The sequence below is a fragment of the Streptomyces sp. NPDC096193 genome (genome assembly GCF_040302905.1).
Classification (GTDB): domain Bacteria; phylum Actinomycetota; class Actinomycetes; order Streptomycetales; family Streptomycetaceae; genus Streptomyces.
Genome location: NZ_JBEOSJ010000006.1, coordinates 186,404 through 206,601, shown reverse-complemented (window position 1 = coordinate 206,601; position 20,198 = coordinate 186,404). Strand labels below are relative to the sequence as shown.

Sequence of the window (20,198 nt, the reverse complement as noted above, 5' to 3'; positions counted from 1 at the left end):
GCCGCCCGTCCCTCGCGCCCTCAGCGCCCCCTGCGCCGGGCCGGGCGAAGCCCCGTACGCGACCGCGGAACCTACTCCGCGACCGCGTACGCCTCCACCGACCACAGCGAGTAGCCGTACTGCGTGGCCCGCGTCTCGCCCTGGACCCGGACGAAACGCGTGTCGCGCGCGTCCATGCGGACCGACTCGCGTCCGCCTCTGCCGTCCTGGACCGTCGCCGCGGTGCGCCAGGTGCGGCCGTCCGCCGAGACCTGGATGCGGTACTTCTTCGCGTACGCGTCCTGCCAGTGCAGCACCACCAGGCCGACGCGGCCCGGGCGGGCCAGCTCCAGCTGCCACCAGGCGCCGTCCTCCGCGGGGGAGGACCAGCGGGTCTTCGTGTCGCCGTCGACCGCGGCCGGGGCCGGGAAATCGGGCGTCTCGTCGCCCGACGAGGACGCGGCGGCGCCGCTCTGCCTCGTCAGGTCCGGACCTCCGGTGCGCGGATAGGCGCGCACGGTCAGCGTGCGCTCCTCGCCGGCGAAGGAGAGCGGCACCCGGTACTCACCCGCCGGCGTCCCCGCCGGGACGGAGACCTCGACCGGCACGGTCGTGCGCAGGCCGCGCGGGACCGTCGTCTCCTTCGGCACCGTCACCTTGATCCCGGCCGGGGCCTTGGCGGTGAGCGTGCCGCGTACCTCGCCGGGGCGCTGCGGGGTCAGCCGGACTCCGGCCCGCTGCGGGCCGCCGCCGATCTCCGCGTCGGTCTCGTCGCGCACCAGGTCCAGTCCGGCGGGCGGCTCGTCGGCGAACCACGGCACCAGGGACCGCACGGCCACGGGCTCGGCACCGTCCGGGACGACGCGCACCGCGTCCGCCCGCAGGCCCTTCGCGTCGGCCTGCGTCCACCCGCTCGGCGAGAGGGCGGCGAGCGGGCGCCAGCCCTGGCCCGGGACGTGTGCCTCCAGTCGGCCGGGCGCGGTGCCCGGTGTGGTCATCGCGGTGACCGCGCCGACCGGACGGGCACGGCCCAGGCGGACGGTGTCCTCGCCGGCGGTGCCGTCGACGCGGTCCGCGCCCGTCCAGGCCGCCGACTCCTTCACGGCCCGGTCCACGAACGGCTGCAGCACACCCTTGCCGACCGTGACCTGCCCCGCCGTCAGCTGCTTGCGCAGCGGTTCCAGGTCCAGCGAGGCGCGCCAGGCCGCCGCGCCGTCGCCCCGGGACTGCGCCTGGAGCATGTCGACGGAGAGCTCACCGGCCCGGCCGTAGCGCGACAACTGCTCCAGCCACGGGCGCACTTCGTCGTCCAGCAGGCCGTCGGCGGGGCGCTTCAGCCGTTCGGGCGCCTCCCGCATCACCGTGAAGGCCGCGCGCAGCGCGCCGGCCGCCCGGTCCCGGGCCGCGGTGTCCGTGCCGGTGCGTGCGCGCCAGAAGTCGTCCAGGAGCGGCTGGAGGTAGCCGGACTCGGTGGGGCTGAGGATGGACGAGGAGTGATTGCCCGCCAGGGCGGTGAGCGCCTCACGGGTCTTGGTGTCGCCTCCCGCGAGGTCGTTTATCGCGGCCCGCCAGGACTCCTGCGGCCGGTACCCCCTCGGGTTCCAGGCGTAGTCCGCGGCGGTGAACAGCGGGATGCGGGAGGCCGACGCCTGCTCCATCGCGTTGGCCAGCAGGGCGACGGAGCCGGTCGCCACCGCGGGTTCCCGGCCGGTGTAGGGGCCGAGGAAGATCCGGTCCTGCGCGTAGTCGTTGACCGGGTAGTTGTCCATGGTGACGAGCGGGTGCTCGAACGCCTCGCGCGCGCCGCTCAGTTCCTGCCCGGTGATGGTGCGCGGCACGACGCCGACACCCGTCCAGGCCACCTGGACGCGGCTGTCGAGCTTCTCGGCCAGTGCCCGCCGGTAGTCGGTGGCGCCGTCCTGGTAGAACTCCGTCGGCATCAACGACAGCGGTGCGGCGTCCGGGTGCCGCTCCGCCAGATGCCGGGCCACCGCGCCCGCCACCCGGGCCTGCGCCCGCGCCGCCGCCTCCGGGCCCGAGCCGAAGGCGTCCGCGTCCGCTCCGCAGTGCCATTCGCTGTAGCTGACGTCCTGGAACTGGAGCTGGAACGCCCGCACGCCCAGCGCCCACATGGCGTCGATCTTGCGGGTCAGCGCCTTGATGTCGCCGTCCCTGGCCATGCACATCTCCTGCGCCGGCGCGACGGCCCAGGCGAGGGTGATGTGATTGCGCCGCGCGCGCTCCGCCAGTTCGCGGAACTCGGCGCGCCGGGCCGCCGGGTAGGGGTCGCGCCAGCGCGCCTGCCGGAACAGGTCGTCGCCCGGGGCGTAGAGGTACCGGTTCTGCTTGGTCCGGCCCATGAAGTCGATCTGGGCGAGCCGCTGACGGTGGCTCCACGGCTGCCCGTAGAAGCCCTCCGTCATCCCGCGCACCGCCGTGCCCGGCCAGTCGCGTACGACGACTCCGGCGACGGCCCGGCCCGCCGCCGCACCGCCACGGCGCTCGGTGATCAGCTGCCGCAGCGTCTGGACGCCGTGGAACAGACCGTCCTCACCGACGCCGTCGAGCGCGACCGTGTCACGGCCCTGGACGGTGCCGACGGCGATCCGGTAGCCGCCCGCGGGCAGGTCGGCGGGTTCGGGCGAGCGCAGGGTGCGCAGGGCGTCCTGGGCACCTGTCCCGCCGATGCGCAGCACCGGGCCGCGGCCCGGAGCGGTGGTGTAGAGGGTGCGTACGCCCGCGTCGCGCAGCAGTCGCTGCGCCAGCTCCACGGCGTGCGGATCCGCGCCTTCGCCGGCGATGACCGTCGCCTCGTCGCCGAGCGGTATCGCGGGCCCAGTGGCCGTCATCCGCTGCGGACGCGGCCACACGGAAGGCAGCGCGGACTCGCCCTCGGGGTCCTTGGCCGTACGAGCGGGGGTGCCGGGGTCGCCCGGCGCGGCGACCGCGCCCTGCGCACCCCCGAGAAGACCTCCGATGACGGCGACGGCGACCGCCGTGGCCGTACGCCTGCCGCGCGCGAGCCGCACGCCGGTCTCCCCTCGTCCCCTTGCCGTACCGGTCGGTTCGAGCCCACCACCACCGCACGGAAGGTGTCAATGCGTGTGGCCGTTGTGCACCTTTTGCCGGGCGGTATGGGCGATGTGATCCAACTGGGGCCGCCCGGACGGGATGTGACAGGAAACACGAGGAGGGCATCGACACGTCTGCCGTCGCGCCCGCTGGGTAGGGCTCGTGTGACCCGTTACCGTCCTTTGGGAGTGACCGTCGTGCCCGCATCCGCTCATCTGCTGCTTTCCGCCCTGTCCAAACAGGTCCCGGGCCCCGGCCCGCTGACCAGTGAACCCCCGCTTCCCGACGTGACCCCCCTGACCAGCGAACCCCCGCTCGCCGACCTCACGCCCCTGACCAGCGAGCCGACCGCCGCCCGGACCGCCGGCGGCACGGAGTCCCCAGGAGTCTGAATGGGCCTTGCCCGGCTCGCCGCGCTGCACGGAGTCGCCACCGACCACACGCCCTCGGAGGGTGTGACCGTCCCCGTTCCCGAGACCACGGTCGTCGCCGTCCTCGCCGCGCTCGGCGTCGACGCGTCCGACGCCGCGGCCGTCCGGGACGCGCTGGACCACGCGGAATCCGTCGCAGCGAGCCGGCTGCTGCCCCCGACCGTGGTCCTGTGGCGCGAGGACACCGCGCCCTTCGCCCTGCCTCGCGTGCTCGCGGATCTCCCCGCGGGCACGGCCCTGCGCATCGACATCGAGGACGCCGCGGACGACGAGCCGGCCGTCGCATGGCTGACCGGGAGCGCCGAGGACAGCGCGGGGCCCGCCGAGGAGACCGGGCAGGCCGAGGCCGTCGCTCCGTCCTGGGCGGAACTGCCGTGCGGTGTGCACCAGTTGCGGGCCGAGGCGCCCGACGGCCGCACCGCCCGCAGCGCGCTCGTCGTCGCACCCGCCGGGGTGCCGCAGCCCGACGGCCGTTCCCACGGCTTCCTGGTCCAGCTCTACTCCCTGCTCTCCGACCGTTCCTGGGGCATGGGCGACCTCGGCGACCTGGCCGAGCTCGCGACCTGGTCCGGACGCGCGCTCGGCGCCGGCTTCGTGCAGGTCAACCCGCTGCACGCGGCCGTGCCCGGAGCGCCCACGGACCCCTCGCCGTACCGCCCCTCATCCCGCCGTTTCCCCGACCCCGTCCACCTGCGCATCGAGGACATCCCCGAGTACGGATACGTGGACGAGCGCGCCCGCGAACGACTGGGCGAGTTGCGCGAGAAGGCAGCGGGACTGCGCGCCGCCGTGCTCCAGAAGGGCGCGCTGATCGACCGGGACGCGGTGTGGGAGCTGAAGCGCGAAGCACTGGACCTGGTGCAGCGCGTGCCGCTCGGGCCCGGGCGCCGCGCCGCCTACTGGGACTTCCTGGCCGCCCAGGGCCGTGCGCTGGAGGACCACGCCACCTGGTGCGCCCTCGCCGAGGTGCACGGCTCGGACTGGCACGCCTGGCCCGAGGGGCTCAAGGAACCCCGCTCGGCGGAGACGGCCCGCGCCCGGCACGAGCTGATGGACCGGGTCGACTTCCACTGCCGGCTCGCCTGGCTCACCGACCAGCAGCTGGCCGCGGCGGGGCAGGCGGCACGCGAGGCGGGCATGGGCGTCGGCATCGTGCACGACCTGGCCGTCGGAGTGCACCCGGGCGGCGCGGACGCCTGGGCCCAGCGGGACGCCTTCGCCGCCGGGATGTCGGTCGGCGCCCCGCCGGACGCGTTCAACGCACGCGGCCAGGACTGGGGGCTGCCCCCGTGGCGCCCCGACGTGCTCGCGGCCTGCGGGTACGCCCCGTACCGCGGTCTGCTGCGCGGCCTCCTGAAGAACGCCGGTGCTCTGCGCATCGACCACGTCATGGGCCTGTTCCGGCTCTGGTGGGTCCCCGAGGGCAGTCCGCCCACCGAGGGCACCTATGTCCGCTACGACGCCGAGGCGATGCTGGCCGTCCTGGTGCTGGAGGCCCACCGCGCCGGGGCCGTGGTCATAGGGGAGGACCTCGGCACCGTCGAGCCGGGCGTCCGGGAGGCCCTCAGCCGCCGCGGTGTGCTGGGCACCTCCGTGCTCTGGTTCGAACGGGACTGGTCGCGCACCGGCCGCCCGCTGCCGCCCGAACAGTGGCGGGAGGGCTGCGTGGCCACCGCGACGACCCACGATCTGCCCTCCACAGCGGCCCGGCTGACCGGTGAGCACGTGGAGCTGCGCCATCGGCTCGGCCTGCTCACCCGCCCCCTGGAGCAGGAGCGTACGGAGGAACTGGCGGACGTCGGCGAATGGCTCGGGCTGCTCAGCGGTCTCGGTCTGCTGCCCGAGGGCACGAGCGACGAGGAGGGGCAGATCCGCGCGGTCTACCGCTTCCTGCTGCGGACACCCGCCCGGATGGTCGGGGTCTGGCTGCCGGACGCGGTGGGGGACCGGCGTCCGCAGAATCTGCCCGGCACCTGGGACCAGTATCCGAACTGGCGGCTGCCGATCGCGGACGCCGGTGGCCATCCCGTGACGCTGGAGGAGCTGGCCGCCTCACCCCGGCTGCATGCGCTGATGGAGGTCTTCGGCCCCCGTACGGCACCCCCGGGCGCGCGCCCGTGTTAGGCGTTCGCTACTTTTGGCACCGTGGACAAGAAGAACGCTTTGCGCGCCGGCGCCGTCGCGGCCGGTACGACGCTGATGATGCTGCTCCTGTCGTCGCCCGCGGTCGCCGCGATGCGTGACGACGGCGACGACCCGGGCCCGGGCCTGAGTGTGGCCGAGACGCTGGGTCTGTTCGTCGCCGCGCCGGCGGGCATCTTCCTGCTGATCGTGGGCCTCGTGATGGTGCTCGACAAGTCCAGGAAGCAGACCTGACCCACAGGTAGCTGCACCGAGATTCTCCGGGGCGCCCCGGGGTGCGCACGCACCCCCGGGGCGCCCCTTGTCGTGCCCGGACGCGTCCCCCCCATCGGATCGTTCAGTTTTCCTTCAAGGAATGATCGAAAGTTTTCGATGGACCTGAGCATTCGGTCGCTGCGACGGTGGATCACGTAAACCCCGGTCGGCCCCCCTTCGGGGGAGAGGTGCGTGACAGCCGATGACAGTCCTCGACCATGACCACGTTCGCAGCAGCGGGACGACGGCGGCGGAAAGGATGCGGCGGGCTTCCGGGCTCGGGCTCCTGCTCGCCGCCGTCGCGACGGTCGTCTGGTCGGGGAGCTTCGTCACCTCGCGGGCCCTGCACGACACGGTTCCTCCGGTGCAGGCCGCCTTCTGGCGCTGGGTGGTGGCGATCGTTGCCGTGGCGCCCTTCGCGGCACGCGAGGCCTGGCGGCAACGGGCCCTGATCCGCCGTCACTTCGGGCGGATCACCCTCGCCGCCCTCCTCGGTGTCACGGTCTACAACACGCTCGTCAACCAGGCCGGAGTGACCACGACCGCGGGGAACATGGGCATGATCATGGCGGCGTCGCCGGTCGTGATGGCGGTGTACGAACGCCTCGGCGGCCGGCGGCTCGGTCCGCGCCGGGTGACCGGGATGGCGGTCGCCCTGCTGGGCGTCCTGCTGCTCGTCGGCGACGGTTCCCCGGTTCCGTCGTTCGGCGCCGGCGACCTGTGGATGTTCGGAGCGGCGCTCAGCTTCGCCTCGTACAGCGTCCTGCTGCGCCGGCGGCCCGCCGAGATCGGCGGACTGGCCTTCCTGTTCACGACCTTCGTCCTCGGTGCGCTGATGCTGGCCCCGGCGTACGGCGTCAGCCTCGCCGTCCAGGGCGGTTTCGCGGTGACGGTGGGCACGGCGGGGCCGCTGGTGTACGTCGGGGTCTTCTCCTCCGCGATCGCCTTCTTCGCATGGAACAAGGCGATCGCCCTCATCGGCGCGGCGCGCGCCGGAATCGTCTACTACCTCCAGCCCGTGTGCGTGGCTGCTCTCTCCTTCGCCCTGCTCGACGAGGCGACGGGGCCGCTGCAGCTCCTGTGCATGGCCCTGATTCTCGGCGGCGTGGCGCTGGGGTCGAGCAGGGGGCGGTGAGGCTCCGGGAAAGGCCTTGCGCTGACCACTACGATCGGAGCACTATAAGTGTCGTGGTTAGCCGACCGCCTTCGATCCCGACGAACAGGACCCGGTTTGCGCAAGCTCGTGTACTACATCGCCTCTTCCGTCGACGGCTTCATCGCCGACCCCGCGGGCGACGGTGACATCTATCCGATCAGCGAGGAGTTCACCCGGTACGCGACAGCGGAGTACCCCGAGACCCTCCCCACGCACATACGCCGCCTGCTCGGCATCGAGCACGCGGAGAACGTCCGCTTCGACACCCTGCTGATGGGCCGCGGCACCTACCAGCCCGCGCTGGACATGGGCGTGACCAGCCCTTACGTCCATATCCGGCAGATCGTCGTCTCCCGCAGCCTGAAGGTGTCGCCCGACCCGGCGGTGGAGATCGTCTCCGGGGACCCGGTCGCCGCGGTCCGCGACCTCAAGGCGCAGGACGGCCGGGACATCTACCTCTGCGGCGGCGGAGACCTCGCGGGGCAGTTGCGCGAGGAGATCGACGAACTGCAGGTGAAGGCCTACCCCGTGGTCCTCGGCTCCGGCATCCCGATGTTCTCGGCCGGCTTCGCCGTGACGGACCTCGCGGTGACGAGCAGCCGGGTCTTCGACAACGGGATGATCTTCACGACGTACGCCAGGAAGCGGTAGCGCGTGGCCGGGCCGCGCCCCGGATACGGTGCGGACATGACCGAGTGGGACATCAGAAAGCTCCGGATCCTCCGCACGCTGGGCGAGCGGGGGACCGTGACGGCCACCGCCGAGGCTCTGCTGATGACCCCCTCGGCCGTCTCGCAGCAGCTCGCCAACCTCGCCAAGCAGCTGGGCGTTCCGCTGCTGGAGGCGCACGGCCGCCGCGTCCGGCTCACCGACGCCGCTCATCTCGTGCTGCGGCACGCGGAGGCCGTCTTCGCCCAACTGGAGCGGGCGGAAACCGAGTTGACCGGCTATCTGCACGGCGAGGTGGGGGAGGTGCGCCTTGCCGCCTTCTCGACGGCCGTGCCCGCACTGGTCGTACCGGCGGTCCAGCGGCTGCGCGGGGACCATCCGGCCCTGGAGGTACGCGTCCGCGAGGCGGAAGCCGCGGAGGCCTACGACCTGCTGCTCGCCGGGGAGGTGGACGTGGCCCTGTCGCTGGCCGCGCACGCGCCGACCGCGCGCGACCCGAAGTTCAGCCGCGTCCCGCTGCTCGCCGACCCCCTGGACGTCGCCCTGCGGGCCGGCCACCCGCTGGCCGGCGCGCCGGCCCTGCGGCTGGCGGACCTGTCCGGCGAGCCCTGGATCTTCGGTGGCAGCGGGCCGTGGTCCGAGATCACGCTCGCGGCGTGCGAGGGCGCGGGGTTCGTCCCCGACCAGGCGCACTCGGCCGCGGGCTGGACGGCGATCCTCTCGATGGTCGAGGCCGGGATGGGCGTCGCGCTGGTCCCCCGGATGGCGACGGCGGAACGGGACGCACGGCCGGGCGTGGTGTTGCGGGCGCCCACCGCCGACCAGCCGCGGCGGCACGTCGTGGCGGCGGTGCGCAGGGGAGCGGAGGAGGGGCGGGGAACCGGGAGGGTGCTGGACGCGCTGAGGAGCGCGGCCGCGGGCCGGACGCCCTGACGCGCCGACCCGACGGCAGGCCGTGCGGCTCCGGCCTAGAGCTGCGCGGCGAACGGCCTCTCGCGCCGGGCGTCCCGCAGCACCGAGCCCCACCACACCAGCCGGTCGAGCATCACCTTCGCCGCCTCCGCCGGACCCTCGGGCTCCTTGAGCGTGCCGTCCTGGTCGAACAGCAGGTAGTAGCGCGGGAAGGACACGACGTCCCGCAGCGTGTGCGCGTGCAGTTCGCCGAAGACCTGGCGCAGCTGTTCCATCGCCAGAATGCCGCCGCTGCCCCCGCTGTAGCCCACGAAGCCGACCGGCTTGGCCTGCCATTGCGTGTAGTGCCAGTCGACGGCCGCCTTCAGGGACGCCGGGAAACTGCGGTTGTACTCGGGCGTCACCACGACGACCGCGTCCGCCGCCGCCAGCCGCCGCGTCAGGTCCGCCATCCCGGCCGGGCGGGTCATGTCGGGTTCCAGCGCGGGAGGCACGGGCGGCAGTTCCAACGGCAGCGGCGTCTCGGCCAGATCGATCACGTCGACGGCGAACCCGCCGTGCTGCTCGGCCTGTTCGGCGAACCAGCGCGCCACCACCGGGCCGAACCTCCCCTCCCGGACACTGCCGATGATCACCGCGAGCCGCAGAGCCGCTTCGGACATGGAGTCGGACATGGAGTCGGACATGGAGTCGGACATGGAGTCGGACGTGAGGTCGGACATGCGGTGCTCCTCGTCGAACGGGCCGGCCTGTCGAGCCGGGGTGTGCCACCAACCTGCGCTTCGGCGCCCGTGCCAGGAAGACCGGGCCGATGCTGGTAGTGGCAGGGCCACGATCCGGCCGGTCACGGCTGTTACGTTCGAAAGGTGAGCGACAACGAACTCGGGCTGTTCCTGCGGACCCGCCGCGAAGCCGTCACGCCCGCCGAGGTGGGCCTGCCGGCCGGCTCCCGCCGCCGTACGCCCGGTCTGCGCCGCTCCGAGGTGGCCACCCTCGCGGGAGTGAGCGTCGAGTACGTGACCCGGCTGGAGCAGGGGCGCGACCGCAGGCCGTCCCCGCAGGTGCTGTCCGCGCTCGCCGAGGCGCTGCGGCTCGCCCCGGCCGAACGCATGCATCTGCACCGGCTGATCAAGGCGGCGGACGGCGGCTTCACCTGCCGCGGGGAGGCGGGACCGAGCAGGACGGTCCGCGGCACCGTCCGCGCCCTGCTGGAGCGGTTGGAGCCCACACCCGCCGTGCTGCTGAACCGGCTGAGCGACCAGCTCGCCTGGACGGACGGATACGCCCGTCTCGCCGGCTCCGCCGGACTCCTCGACGGCACTCCGCCCAACCTCGCGCGCTTCGTGTTCACCGACGAGCGGGCACGGACGCTGTACCCCGCCTGGGACCTGGTCGCGGACGAACTGGTCGCCACGCTCAAGGAGGGCCCGTTCCGTGCCGACTCTCATATCGCCCTGCTCGCGGACGAGTTGGCGCTCACGGCGGGGACCGGCTTCTCGGAGCGTGTGGAGAGCCTGCCGGGGCTGCCGAGGTCGACGGGCGTGACGCGGTTCGCCCACCCCGAGGCGGGCGAGCTGCGCCTCGCTCACGAGACGCTGGAGCTGCCGGCCGACGACGACCAGCGTCTGCTGGTCCATCTCCCCGCCGATGACGCCACGGCCGCCGCCCTGGACCGCCTCACCGGGCGCCGGCCGGGCGGCCTGCGCGCGGTCTGAACGACGGCCCGCCCCGGAGTACGCGAAGGCCGCAGGCGACGGCGCCTGGACAACGCGAAGGCGCCCGGACAAGGCGAAGGCGCCCGGACCCTGCGGTCCGGGCGCCCGAGGCGTGACCCTCGATCCCCGCAGCGGCGGCCCGGTGCGCCCGGGCCGCCGCGGCCGTTCGACGGCCCGAGGTGAAAGCCGCTACGCGGAGGCCGCGTCCGCCGCCTGCGCCCTCAGCGCCCGCTCCACACCGGCGCGCGACTCCGAGACCAGCCGCCGCAGCGCCGCGTTCGGCTCCGCGGAGTCCAGCCACGCGTCGGTGGCGTCCAGCGTGTCCTGGGAGACCTGGAGGGACGGGTAGAGACCGACCGCGATCTGCTGGGCCATCTCGTGGCTGCGGGACTCCCACACGCCCTTGACCGAGGAGAAGAACTTCTCCGCGTAAGGGGCGAGCAGTTCACGCTGGTCGCTCTGGACGAAGCCCGCGATCACCGACTCCTGCATGGAGTTGGGCAGCTTGTCGCTCTCCACGACGGACGCCCACGCCTCGGCCTTGGCCTCCGGCGTCGGCCGGGCGGAACGCGCGGTCGCCGCATGACGCTCACCGGCGGCCGTCTTGTCCCGCTCGTACTCCGCCGCGATCTCGTCCTCCTCCAGCAGACCCACCGCGGCCAGGCGCTCCACGAACGCCCAGCGCAGCTCGGTGTCCACGGCCAGGCCCTCGACCGACTCGGTGCCGTCCAGCAGCGCTTGGAGCAGGTCCAGCTGCTGCGGGGTCCGCGCCGTCGCGGCGAACGCCCGCGCCCACGCCAGCTGGTGGTCGCTGCCCGCCTCGGCGGCCCGCAGGTGCGCGAGGGTCGCCTCGGTCCACTGGGTCAGGCCCGCCTCACGCCACTCGGGCGCGCCGTACAGGTCGATCGCCAGCTTCACCTGGCGGTGCAGCGACTGCACCACGCCGATGTCCGACTCCTTGCCGATACCGGAGAGGACCAGCGACAGATAGGCGCGGGCCGGCAGTTCGCCGTCGCGCGTCATGTCCCAGGCGGAGGCCCAGCACAGCGCACGCGGCAGCGACTCGGTGAAGTCGCCGAGGTGCTCGGTGACGACCCTCAGTGACTCCTCGTCGAGCCGGACCTTCGCGTACGTCAGGTCGTCGTCGTTGAGCAGGATCACCGCGGGACGGCGGGTGTTCCGCGGGAAGGGCACATCGGTGAGCTCGCCGTCGACGTCCAGCTCGATCCGGCTCGTGCGGACCAGCTTGCCGGCGGCGTCGAGGTCGTAGCAGCCGATCGCGATCCGGTGCGGACGCAGGATGGGCTCGCCCTTGGCACCGGCGGGCAGCGCGGGAGCCTCCTGGCGTACGGAGAAGGAGGTGACATGGCCCTCCTCTGACACCTCGATCTCCGGGCGCAGGATGTTGATGCCGGCCGTCTGGAGCCACTTCCGCGACCAGGTCTGGAGATCCCGGCCCGAGGTCTCCTCCAGCGCGCCGAGCAGGTCGGTGAGCCGCGTGTTGCCGAAGGCGTGCGCCTTGAAGTACGCCTGCACGCCGCGGAAGAACTCGTCCTCGCCCACGTACGCGACGAGCTGCTTGAGCACCGAGGCGCCCTTGGCGTACGTGATGCCGTCGAAGTTGACCAGGACGTCGTCGAGGTCACCGATCTCGGCCATGATCGGGTGCGTGGACGGCAGTTGGTCCTGCCGGTACGCCCACGTCTTCATCGAGTTCGCGAACGTGGTCCACGAGTGCGGCCAGCGGGAGCCGGGTGCGGCGGCCTGGCAGGCGATGGAGGTGTAGGTGGCGAACGACTCGTTCAGCCACAGGTCGTTCCACCACTCCATGGTGACGAGGTCGCCGAACCACATGTGCGCGAGCTCGTGCAGGATGGTCTCGGCCCGTACCTCGTACGCCGCGTCCGTCACCTTCGAGCGGAAGACGTACTGGTCGCGGATGGTCACCGCGCCCGCGTTCTCCATCGCGCCCGCGTTGAACTCCGGGACGAAGAGCTGGTCGTACTTGGCGAAGGGGTACGCGTAGTCGAACTTCTCCTGGAACCAGTCGAAGCCCTGCCGGGTGACCTCGAAGATCGCGTCCGCGTCCAGGAACTCGGCCAGCGAGGGCCGGCAGTAGATGCCCAGGGGGACGGACTGGCCGTCCTTCTCGTACGAGCTGTGGACCGCGTGGTACGGACCGACGATCAGCGCCGTGACGTACGTGGAGATCCGGGGCGTCGGCTCGAAGCGCCAGACGTTGTCCTTCGGCTCCGGCGTCGGCGAGTTGGAGATCACGGTCCAGCCCTCGGGGGCCAGGACGGTGAACCGGAACGTCGCCTTGAGGTCCGGCTGCTCGAAGTTCGCGAACACCCGGCGGGCGTCCGGCACCTCGAACTGCGTGTAGAGATACGCCTGCTGGTCCACCGGATCGACGAAGCGGTGCAGGCCCTCACCGGTGTTGGTGTACGAGCAGTCGGCGACCACCCGCAGCTCGTTGCGGCCGGCGTGCAGATGCTTCAGCGCGATGCGCGAGTCGCGGAACACGGCCGCGACGTCCAGCGCCTTGCCGTTCAGCACGACCTCGTGGACCGCGGGGGCGACCAGGTCGATGAAGCTCTCCGCGCCGTCCTCGGCGGAGTCGAAGCGCACGGTGGTCACGGACCGGTAGGTCCCGCCCTCCTGCGCACCGCTCAGATCGAGATCGATCTCGTACGAGTCCACGGTCAGCAGGCGCGCCCGCTGCTGCGCTTCTTCGCGGGTCAGATTCGTGCCAGGCACGCGGTCATCTCCTCGGTTCGTGACGGTTCCACCCATCTTTTCACGGTGCCCCCGTCCACCGCCCGTGAGTAACGGCGCCGAGGAGCCGCGCCAGTACGCTGCGGGGGACCGGGGACCTGAGGGGGGAGCGTCATGGGTGTCGACGTGCTCGTCGCGGGGGCGGGCATCGGAGGGCTCACCACCGCCCTCGCGCTGCACCGGGCCGGGATACCGGCCCGGCTGGTCGAGGCGGTGGCGGAGCTCCGGCCGATCGGCGTCGGCATCAATCTGCTGCCGCACGCCGTCGGGGAACTCACCGCCCTCGGCCTCGGCGACGCTCTCGCACAGACCGCCGTGCCCATCGCCGAGATGGCGCACTTCGACCGGCACGGCAACCGCATCTGGTCCGAACCCCGCGGCCTCGCCCAGGGCCATCCCCGGCCGCAGTACGCGCTCCATCGCGGTGAGCTCCAGACCCTTCTGTACGAGGCCGTCCGGGACCGGCTCGGAGCGGACGCCGTGCGCACCGGCACGGCTCTGGACGGCTTCACAAAGGACGCGGACGGGCTGCGCCTCACCCTGCGGTCGACGGTGACCGGCGCCCGCACCACCGATCGGGCGGAGGCACTGATAGGAGCGGACGGGCTGCACTCCCGGGCGCGCGCCCTGCTGCACCCCGGCGAGCAGCCGCTCCCGCTGTGGAACGGCATCCGGATGTGGCGCGGCACGGTACGCGCCGAGCCGTTCCTCGGCGGTCGCACGATGGCCATCGTGGGCAGCAACGCCACCGCCAAGCTGGTCGTCTACCCCATCTCGCGCCGCGCCGAGGAGCACGGGGAGGCGCTGCTCAACTGGGTGTGCGAGGTGCGCGTCGCCCAGGGCGGCCCGGTCGAGGGTGCCGCGTGGAACCGCACCGGACGGCTCGCCGACGTCCTCGCGCACTACGCGGACTGGAAGCTGGACCGGCTCGGGCTCGACGTGCCGGCCATGCTGGCGGCGACCGAGGAGATCCTGGAGTACCCGATGGCCGACCGTGATCCGCTCACGAGCTGGGGCCGGGGCAGGGTGACACTGCTCGGGGACGCGGCCCACCCGATGTACCCGATCGGCTCGAACGGCGGCTCGCAGGCCGTGCTCGACGCCCGCGCGCTCGCCCGCGCCCTGACGTCGGGCGCGTCCGTCCCCTCCGCGCTGCGGGCGTACGAGAGCGAGCGCGCTCCGCTGACCGGTGCCCTGGTGCGCGTGATGCGGGAGATGCCCGCCGACCGGCTGCTCCAGGCGGTGGCCGAGCGCGCCCCGGACGGCTTCGAGCGCGTGGAGGACGTGCTCACCGCGGAGGAACTGGCCTCCATCGACGCGGCCTACCGCCGAACCTCGGGCCCGGGCGACGCGGGCGCCGGCCCGTCGCACGGCCCTGGCCGACACAGCTGACACAGGCGAACGTCGCGTCCGTGACGCAGGCCGACGTCACGTCCGTGCCACAGGCGAACGTCACGTCCGAATCCCGCCGGAAACCGGGCCCGGACAGGGCCACGCTGAAGCCATGACACAGACACCCCTGACACGTGCACCCGCGGCAACGGCGTCCGCACCCGCGGCAGCAGCACCCGCTGCAACGGCGACCGCAACGGCAACGGCAGCTGCACGGTGGACCGTCCGAGCCGTCGAACCGGCCGCCCTGCGACAGCTCCGCGCCGCCGACGACGCGGGCCACGCCTGCGAACCCTTCAGCGACCCGGAGGGCGGCGCACCGCTGCGCTGCTGTCTCCGGCCCAGCAGGGTGGGCGAGTCGATCGCCCTCGTCTCCTACGCCCCGCTGCGCCGCTGGGCCGCCGAGAGCTGGGCGCGGCCCGGCGCCTACGACGAGCAGGGACCCGTCTTCATCCACGCCGAGGAGTGCGAGGGGCCCGTGCCCCAGGACGGTTACCCCTTCGCCCGGCCGGGTGCGCTGCGCACACTGCGCCGCTACGACGCCGACGGCCGGATAGCGGGAGGCCGCCTCCTGGAGATCCCGGAGGCGGCCACCGAAGCCTTCGACGAGGCGATCGCGGAAGCGTTCGCCGACCCGGCCGTCGCGCTGGTGCACGTACGTGCCGTCGAGTACGGCTGCTTCCACTTCGAGGTACGGCGGCCCCAGGCCGCCCACGGCGCTTAGCCGCGCAGCTCGTCAGCCACCAGCTCCGCGATCTGCACGGCGTTCAGCGCCGCGCCCTTACGGAGGTTGTCGCTGGACAGGAAGAGCGCCAGGCCGTTGTCCACGGTCTCGTCGACCCGGATGCGTCCCACGTACGACGCGTCCTTGCCGGCGGCCTGGAGCGGGGTCGGGATCTCCGACAGCTCCACGCCCGGGGCGTGCTCCAGCAGCTCGTAGGCGCGCTTGACACTCACGGGGCGCTCGAAGCGGGCGTTGACCTGCACCGAGTGGCCGGAGAAGACGGGCACGCGCACACAGGTGCCGGAGACCTTGAGCTCGGGGATCTCCAGGATCTTGCGCGACTCGTTGCGGAGCTTCTGCTCCTCGTCGGTCTCGAAGGAACCGTCGTCGACCACGTTGCCCGCGAGCGGCAGGACGTTGAACGCGATGGGCCGCTTGTAGACGCCCGGCTCGGGGAAGTCGACGGCTTCGCCGTCGTGCGTGAGCTCGGCGGCGCGCTCGACGGTCTGCTTCACCTGGCCGTCGAGCTCGGCGACACCGGCGACGCCGGAACCGGAGACGGCCTGGTAGGTGGTGGCCACCAGGGAGGTGAGCCCGCCCTCGACGTGCAGCGGCTTGAGGACCGGCATCGCGGCCATCGTCGTGCAGTTCGGGTTGGCGATGATGCCCTTGGGGCGGTCCTTGATCGCGTGCGGGTTGACCTCGGCGACGACCAGCGGCACATCGGGGTGGCGGCGCCAGGCCGAGGAGTTGTCGATCACGACGGCACCCTGCGAGGCGACCTTCTCGGCGAGCACCTTGGAGGTCGCGCCGCCGGCGGAGAAGAGCACGATGTCCAGACCGGAGTAGTCGGCGGCGGCAGCGTCCTCGACGGTGATGTCGGTGCCTTCCCACGTGATCGTGGAACCGGCGGAACGGGCCGAGGCGAACAGTCGCAGCTCGTCGACCGGGAACTTCCGCTCGGCGAGGATCTTGCGCATGACTGTGCCGACCTGACCGGTGGCTCCGACGATTCCGACCCTCACGGACGTCTCCTTCGTGACTTTTCGTGCATCTTCGCTGGCCTGGTGCTGCTCCATGATGCGTATGCCACCGGGCGCCTTGTCCAATCCATTGTCCGAAGGGCGGAATGTGTGACACAGGACATGGTGAGGGACGGGAGCGGTCGAGAAGCGGGCCAGAGCGAGGAAGAGGACACAGCGAAGGAAGAGGACACAGCGAAGGAAGAGGACACAGCGATGGACGGGGACACAGCGAAGGGCGGGCGCCCGTTGCCGGACGCCCGCCCCTGTTCGCTTCATCCGGTGGTTACGGCGTGACCTTCTCGATCACGACGCTACCGGCGCCCGCGGCGGTGCCGCGCGCGTTCTCCAAGCGCACCTCGCCGAAGAACTGACGTCCCTCGGGAGCCGCACCGGCCACCACGACCTCGGCCGTGACCTGCGCCGAGGCGCCGCTGGCCAGCTTGACCGGGGTCGCGGGGACCTTGACCTCGCCGAGCGACGGCGCGAAGAAGACATCGCGGTAGTCGTACTCGGTGGTACCGGCCGGGACGGCGTAACCGTCGACCACGACGGTGTACGTGCCCGCGGCGGGCTTCAGCAGGCTGACGGCCTCCTCGGAGTCCGCGTCGGCGGCCTGGCCGACGAGCACACCGTTGAGGAAGACCGACAGGTCCAGGTCGGCGTTGGTGTCCGAGACACCGCCGATGGCGACGTCCAGACGCTCGACGCCCTCGCCGACGGTGACCGTGGACTCCTGCGAGTCACCGTCGCCGATGGAGGGCCGGGCGACCTTGGCGGAGCCCAGCGGGCCGCCGGCGAGCTTGCCGTCGATCGGCGCGAAGTCGTTCGTGACCTTCCACTCGACGGGGGCCGGCGTGCCGATCTTCGCCTCGGGGAGCGTCTTCACGGCCGGATCGAACGTGGCGCCCAGCACCGTGACGTCCAGCTTGTAGGGGTTGTCCAGCAGCGGGGACGTACGGCGCGACTCGACCTCGATCTCCCAGACACCGGGCGTGGGCTCGGGGTACGAGCGCACGTCCGGGCGGCAGGTGTTGGCCGGGTTCGGGTAGTTCGGGTAGCAGTTGATCGTCGAGCTGTCATCGACCGGCACACCGTAGGGGTGGATGCCGATGAACCGGGTCTGGCTCTTGTCGGCCAACCCGCCGAGCGCGACCTCGAGGGTCTTCGCGCCCTCCGGCACCGTGACGAAGTACGACGTGTGGCTGTTGCGCTGCACCGAACCGGCGGCCGAGAAGCTGTACGCGGGCTTCGCGAGCGGCTTGGAGACGACCACGGTCGCGAGGATCTGCTTGTCGACGCCCTCGGTGCGCGGGTCGTCCGCCTCCAGGATGGCGCTGTGCACGCCGGCCGTCTTGGGACGGGCCTGGACGGTGACGGTGACGGGCTGGTTCAGCGGCAGCCTGACCAGGTCGCCGCCGAGCAGACGGAAGGTCCCGTCGTTGTACTTCCAGTTCAGGGTGTGCGCGAGCGCGCCCTTGGGACCGGTGGTGCGGGTGACCGTGACGTCGTACGTCTTGGCCTTGCCCGCCTTGAGGCCGCCTTCGCGGTCGTAGAGGCCGGTGCCGAAGCCCGGGGTCTTCAGCGCGAAGTCGATCGCGGTGTCGACCGGGGCCTTGACGCTGTACTCGTGGGCGGTGGCGCCGTTCTTGATGGCGTCCCACGCGTCGACGACGTTGATCAGGCCGGAGCCCTGCTCGTGCGCCTGCACGCCGGCGATCTTGTGCGCGGTGCTCGTGAGAGCGGTGCGCAGCTTCGCGGGGGTCAGGTCGATGCCGCGCTGCTTGGCCATCGAGAGCAGCAGCGCGCTCGCGCCGGCGGCCTGCGGCGAGGACATCGAGGTGCCCTGCAGCATCGAGTAGCCGGCCGGGAGCTGGTAGCCCGCCTCCGCGACCGGGCCGCCGGGCAGCCAGGTCTGGGTGGTGTTGATCGACGCGCCGGGCGCGGTGATCGTGGGCGTGAAGCCGCCGTCCTCGCGCGGACCGCGGGAGGAGAAGGGCAGCATGGCGTACTTCTTGGTCACGCCGGAGCCGTAGTTGGCGGCCCAGGTCTCCTTGGAGATGGACGCGCCGACCGAGATGACCTTGTCGGCGACCGCGGGGTCGCCGAGCGTGTTGGTGCCCGGGCCCTCGTTGCCGGCCGAGATGACCAGCTGGACACCGTAGGTGTCGATGAGGCGGTTGTAGAGCTCGGCGCGCGCGTTGTTGCCGTCGTTCAGCGGCGGCAGGCCGCCGATGGACATGTTGACGATGTCGACGCCACGGTCGATGACCAGGTCGGCCATGCCCTCGGTGAGCGCGATGTTGGTGCAGCCGCCGCTCCAGGTGCAGGCGCGCGAGGAGACCAGCTTGGCGCCGGGCGCCGCGCCGTTCATCTTGCCGCCGAAGAGGCTGTTGGCCGCGGTGATGCCGGCGACGTGCGTGCCGTGCTCGGACTCGATGACGCCGATGTTGACGTAGTCGGCGGTGGCGCCCGCGGCGTTGTAGACGACGTCCTCGCGCACCTCGATGACGAACGGGATGCGCTCGACGACCTCGGTGGCCGGGTTGTCCTTGCCGAAGTAACCGATCTGGAAGCCGTTCTTGTAGGCCTTCATCACGGTGTCGTTGGCGAAGTTCGCGTCGTTGTTGAGGTCGACGCGCACGGTCCGGGTGCCCGGGTCGTACAGCAGCGCCCACACATCGGTGGTGTCGCCGTCGCGGTTGAGGTCACCGGCCATGTCGCCACCGCGGGTGGCGGCCTCGGCGAACAGGTTGAACTTGTACGCGCCCGCCGGAGCGGTGTACGTACGGCCGTTGACGGCGAACGTCGGGCCCGCCACGTCGACGCGCATCTGGCGCCAGGTGGCGTCGCCGTCGGAGACCGGGTCGGTCGCGGTGACCCAGTCGACGATCTTGCGCTCGCCGGTGGTGGTCTTCTGGAGCGCCGGGTGACCGAGGTCGACACCGGAGTCCAGGATGCCGATGGTCACGCCGCGGCCGTCGGCCTTGGGGTTCTGCTTGACGAAGTCGACCGCGCCCGTCTCGAAGGAGGGGTTGTACGGGTTCTTCGCCGGGGTGCTCTTGCCGGGGGCCGGGTACGCGGCGGCCTGCCGCGACGCGGTGCGCGCGGCCTTGGTGGTGTCCGCGGCCGGCGTCGGGTCGTCGAGCTTCACCTCGTGCTCGAGGTCGATCCCGTGCACGCTGGACAGCTTGGCGGCGGCCTTCAGCGCGCTCTTGGCGGTGCCCGTCGGGAGGGTGGCCCGTACGTAGCCGAGCTTGTCGTAGGTCCTGCCGAGGACCGCGCCCTTGACGTCGTCGAGCTGGCCGGCGACCTGCTCGGTGGCGCCGGGGGCGGTGGCGACCATGACGGTGACGCTCGCGTCGCCCTTGGCCTCGGCCTGGGCGAGCAGTTCGGCGTCGGCCGCACCGAGCTTGTCGGAGGACTTCGCCGCCTTGACGCCCGCGGTGGTACCCGGGTCGTCGGCGGGAGTGGCGGAGAACGCCGGTACGGCGCCTGCGGCCACGAGTGCGGTCACCATCGACGCGGCGGCCGCAATGCGGGCGACGCGTCTGTGACCTGGTACGGAGCGCCCGGATATGGAGCTCTGGGATTCGAGGGTCATCAGCATCCCTGGTCGGTGAAAGAGAGGGTCCGGAATTCGGTGCCGGATGACCGCTCAGCCTTTCGTAAGTGACAGGGGTTTGTGGAGAGTTGGCGGAGGCGTGATGTGGCCATGGCATACATCCGCCACTGCGGACAACGCGCCACCGCGGACAAACAGGGAGTTACCGAACGAGATTCAACTCTCGCGGCGGATACGGCACCACGACATCTTCACGAACCGCCGCAACGGGGCCGCCGGGCACCGTCGAAGGGCGCCGACCGACGAGGTGTCGCGGATCGGCGCTCTCGTATTCTCTGCGCATGAGTGACCAGTCCCGGTCCCGGCCCGCGGGAGGCGGGGGGCCG

Annotated in this window: 14 protein-coding genes; 9 read left to right on the top strand and 5 right to left on the bottom strand. The window is 72.2% G+C overall.

Annotated features, from left to right (window positions below; translation table 11 throughout):
* Positions 1–71 precede the first annotated feature (71 nt).
* On the bottom strand, positions 72–3,008 hold the full coding sequence (locus ABTX78_RS12510) for a beta-N-acetylglucosaminidase domain-containing protein (RefSeq protein ID WP_352206759.1): 2,937 nt from the start codon (positions 3,006–3,008) through the stop codon (positions 72–74).
* Between the two features lie 240 nt (positions 3,009–3,248).
* Here ABTX78_RS12510 and ABTX78_RS12505 point away from each other — a divergent pair, with 240 nt between their 5' ends.
* From ABTX78_RS12505 to ABTX78_RS12480, 6 genes are all read left to right on the top strand, one after another.
* Positions 3,249–3,443 (top strand): hypothetical protein, encoded by a 195-nt coding sequence (locus tag ABTX78_RS12505; RefSeq protein ID WP_352206758.1) that lies wholly within the window; start codon positions 3,249–3,251, stop codon positions 3,441–3,443.
* Positions 3,444–5,606, top strand: coding sequence for a 4-alpha-glucanotransferase (gene malQ, locus ABTX78_RS12500; RefSeq protein WP_352206757.1), 2,163 nt, complete (start codon positions 3,444–3,446; stop codon positions 5,604–5,606).
* 21 nt (positions 5,607–5,627) lie between these two features.
* Positions 5,628–5,858 carry a hypothetical protein gene (locus ABTX78_RS12495; protein ID WP_352206756.1) on the top strand — a complete coding sequence of 77 codons (231 nt, stop codon included), beginning with the start codon at positions 5,628–5,630 and terminating at the stop codon, positions 5,856–5,858.
* A gap of 223 nt (positions 5,859–6,081) precedes the next feature.
* Complete coding sequence (locus tag ABTX78_RS12490) at positions 6,082–7,014, top strand: DMT family transporter (protein WP_352206755.1); 933 nt, start codon at positions 6,082–6,084, stop codon at positions 7,012–7,014.
* A gap of 96 nt (positions 7,015–7,110) precedes the next feature.
* Positions 7,111–7,686: a dihydrofolate reductase family protein gene (locus ABTX78_RS12485; protein ID WP_352206754.1), complete on the top strand. Its 576-nt coding sequence runs from the start codon at positions 7,111–7,113 to the stop codon at positions 7,684–7,686.
* A 36-nt stretch (positions 7,687–7,722) separates the two neighbouring features.
* On the top strand, positions 7,723–8,637 hold the full coding sequence (locus ABTX78_RS12480) for a LysR family transcriptional regulator (protein ID WP_352206753.1): 915 nt from the start codon (positions 7,723–7,725) through the stop codon (positions 8,635–8,637).
* Between the two features lie 35 nt (positions 8,638–8,672).
* Here the strand turns inward: ABTX78_RS12480 and ABTX78_RS12475 are convergent, their stop codons facing one another.
* Positions 8,673–9,278, bottom strand: coding sequence for an NADPH-dependent FMN reductase (locus ABTX78_RS12475; protein ID WP_352206850.1), 606 nt, complete (start codon positions 9,276–9,278; stop codon positions 8,673–8,675).
* Positions 9,279–9,482: 204 nt separating this feature from the next.
* Here ABTX78_RS12475 and ABTX78_RS12470 point away from each other — a divergent pair, with 204 nt between their 5' ends.
* Entirely contained in the window at positions 9,483–10,331 is an 849-nt protein-coding gene (locus ABTX78_RS12470; protein WP_352206752.1) for a helix-turn-helix domain-containing protein, read from the top strand.
* Positions 10,332–10,520: 189 nt separating this feature from the next.
* Here the strand turns inward: ABTX78_RS12470 and pepN are convergent, their stop codons facing one another.
* Entirely contained in the window at positions 10,521–13,091 is a 2,571-nt protein-coding gene (gene pepN, locus ABTX78_RS12465) for an aminopeptidase N (protein WP_352206751.1), read from the bottom strand.
* 132 nt (positions 13,092–13,223) lie between these two features.
* On the opposite strand from pepN, the gene ABTX78_RS12460 reads away from it, so the two are divergent.
* Together ABTX78_RS12460 and ABTX78_RS12455 are read left to right on the top strand one after the other, a co-directional pair.
* Positions 13,224–14,501, top strand: a complete 1,278-nt coding sequence (locus tag ABTX78_RS12460) for a flavin-dependent oxidoreductase (RefSeq protein ID WP_352206750.1) — start codon at positions 13,224–13,226, stop codon at positions 14,499–14,501.
* Positions 14,502–14,613: 112 nt separating this feature from the next.
* The gene (locus ABTX78_RS12455; protein WP_352206749.1) at positions 14,614–15,225 is read left to right on the top strand and encodes a DUF1203 domain-containing protein; all 612 of its coding nucleotides are present in this window, start codon (positions 14,614–14,616) and stop codon (positions 15,223–15,225) included.
* Here the strand turns inward: ABTX78_RS12455 and ABTX78_RS12450 are convergent.
* Both ABTX78_RS12450 and ABTX78_RS12445 read right to left on the bottom strand, forming a co-directional pair.
* Positions 15,222–16,250, bottom strand: a complete 1,029-nt coding sequence (locus tag ABTX78_RS12450) for an aspartate-semialdehyde dehydrogenase (protein WP_352206748.1) — start codon at positions 16,248–16,250, stop codon at positions 15,222–15,224. The genes ABTX78_RS12455 and ABTX78_RS12450 overlap by 4 nt on opposite strands.
* Before the next feature lie 283 nt (positions 16,251–16,533).
* Positions 16,534–19,857, bottom strand: a complete 3,324-nt coding sequence (locus ABTX78_RS12445; protein ID WP_352206747.1) for a S8 family serine peptidase — start codon at positions 19,855–19,857, stop codon at positions 16,534–16,536.
* Positions 19,858–20,198: the final 341 nt, after the last annotated feature.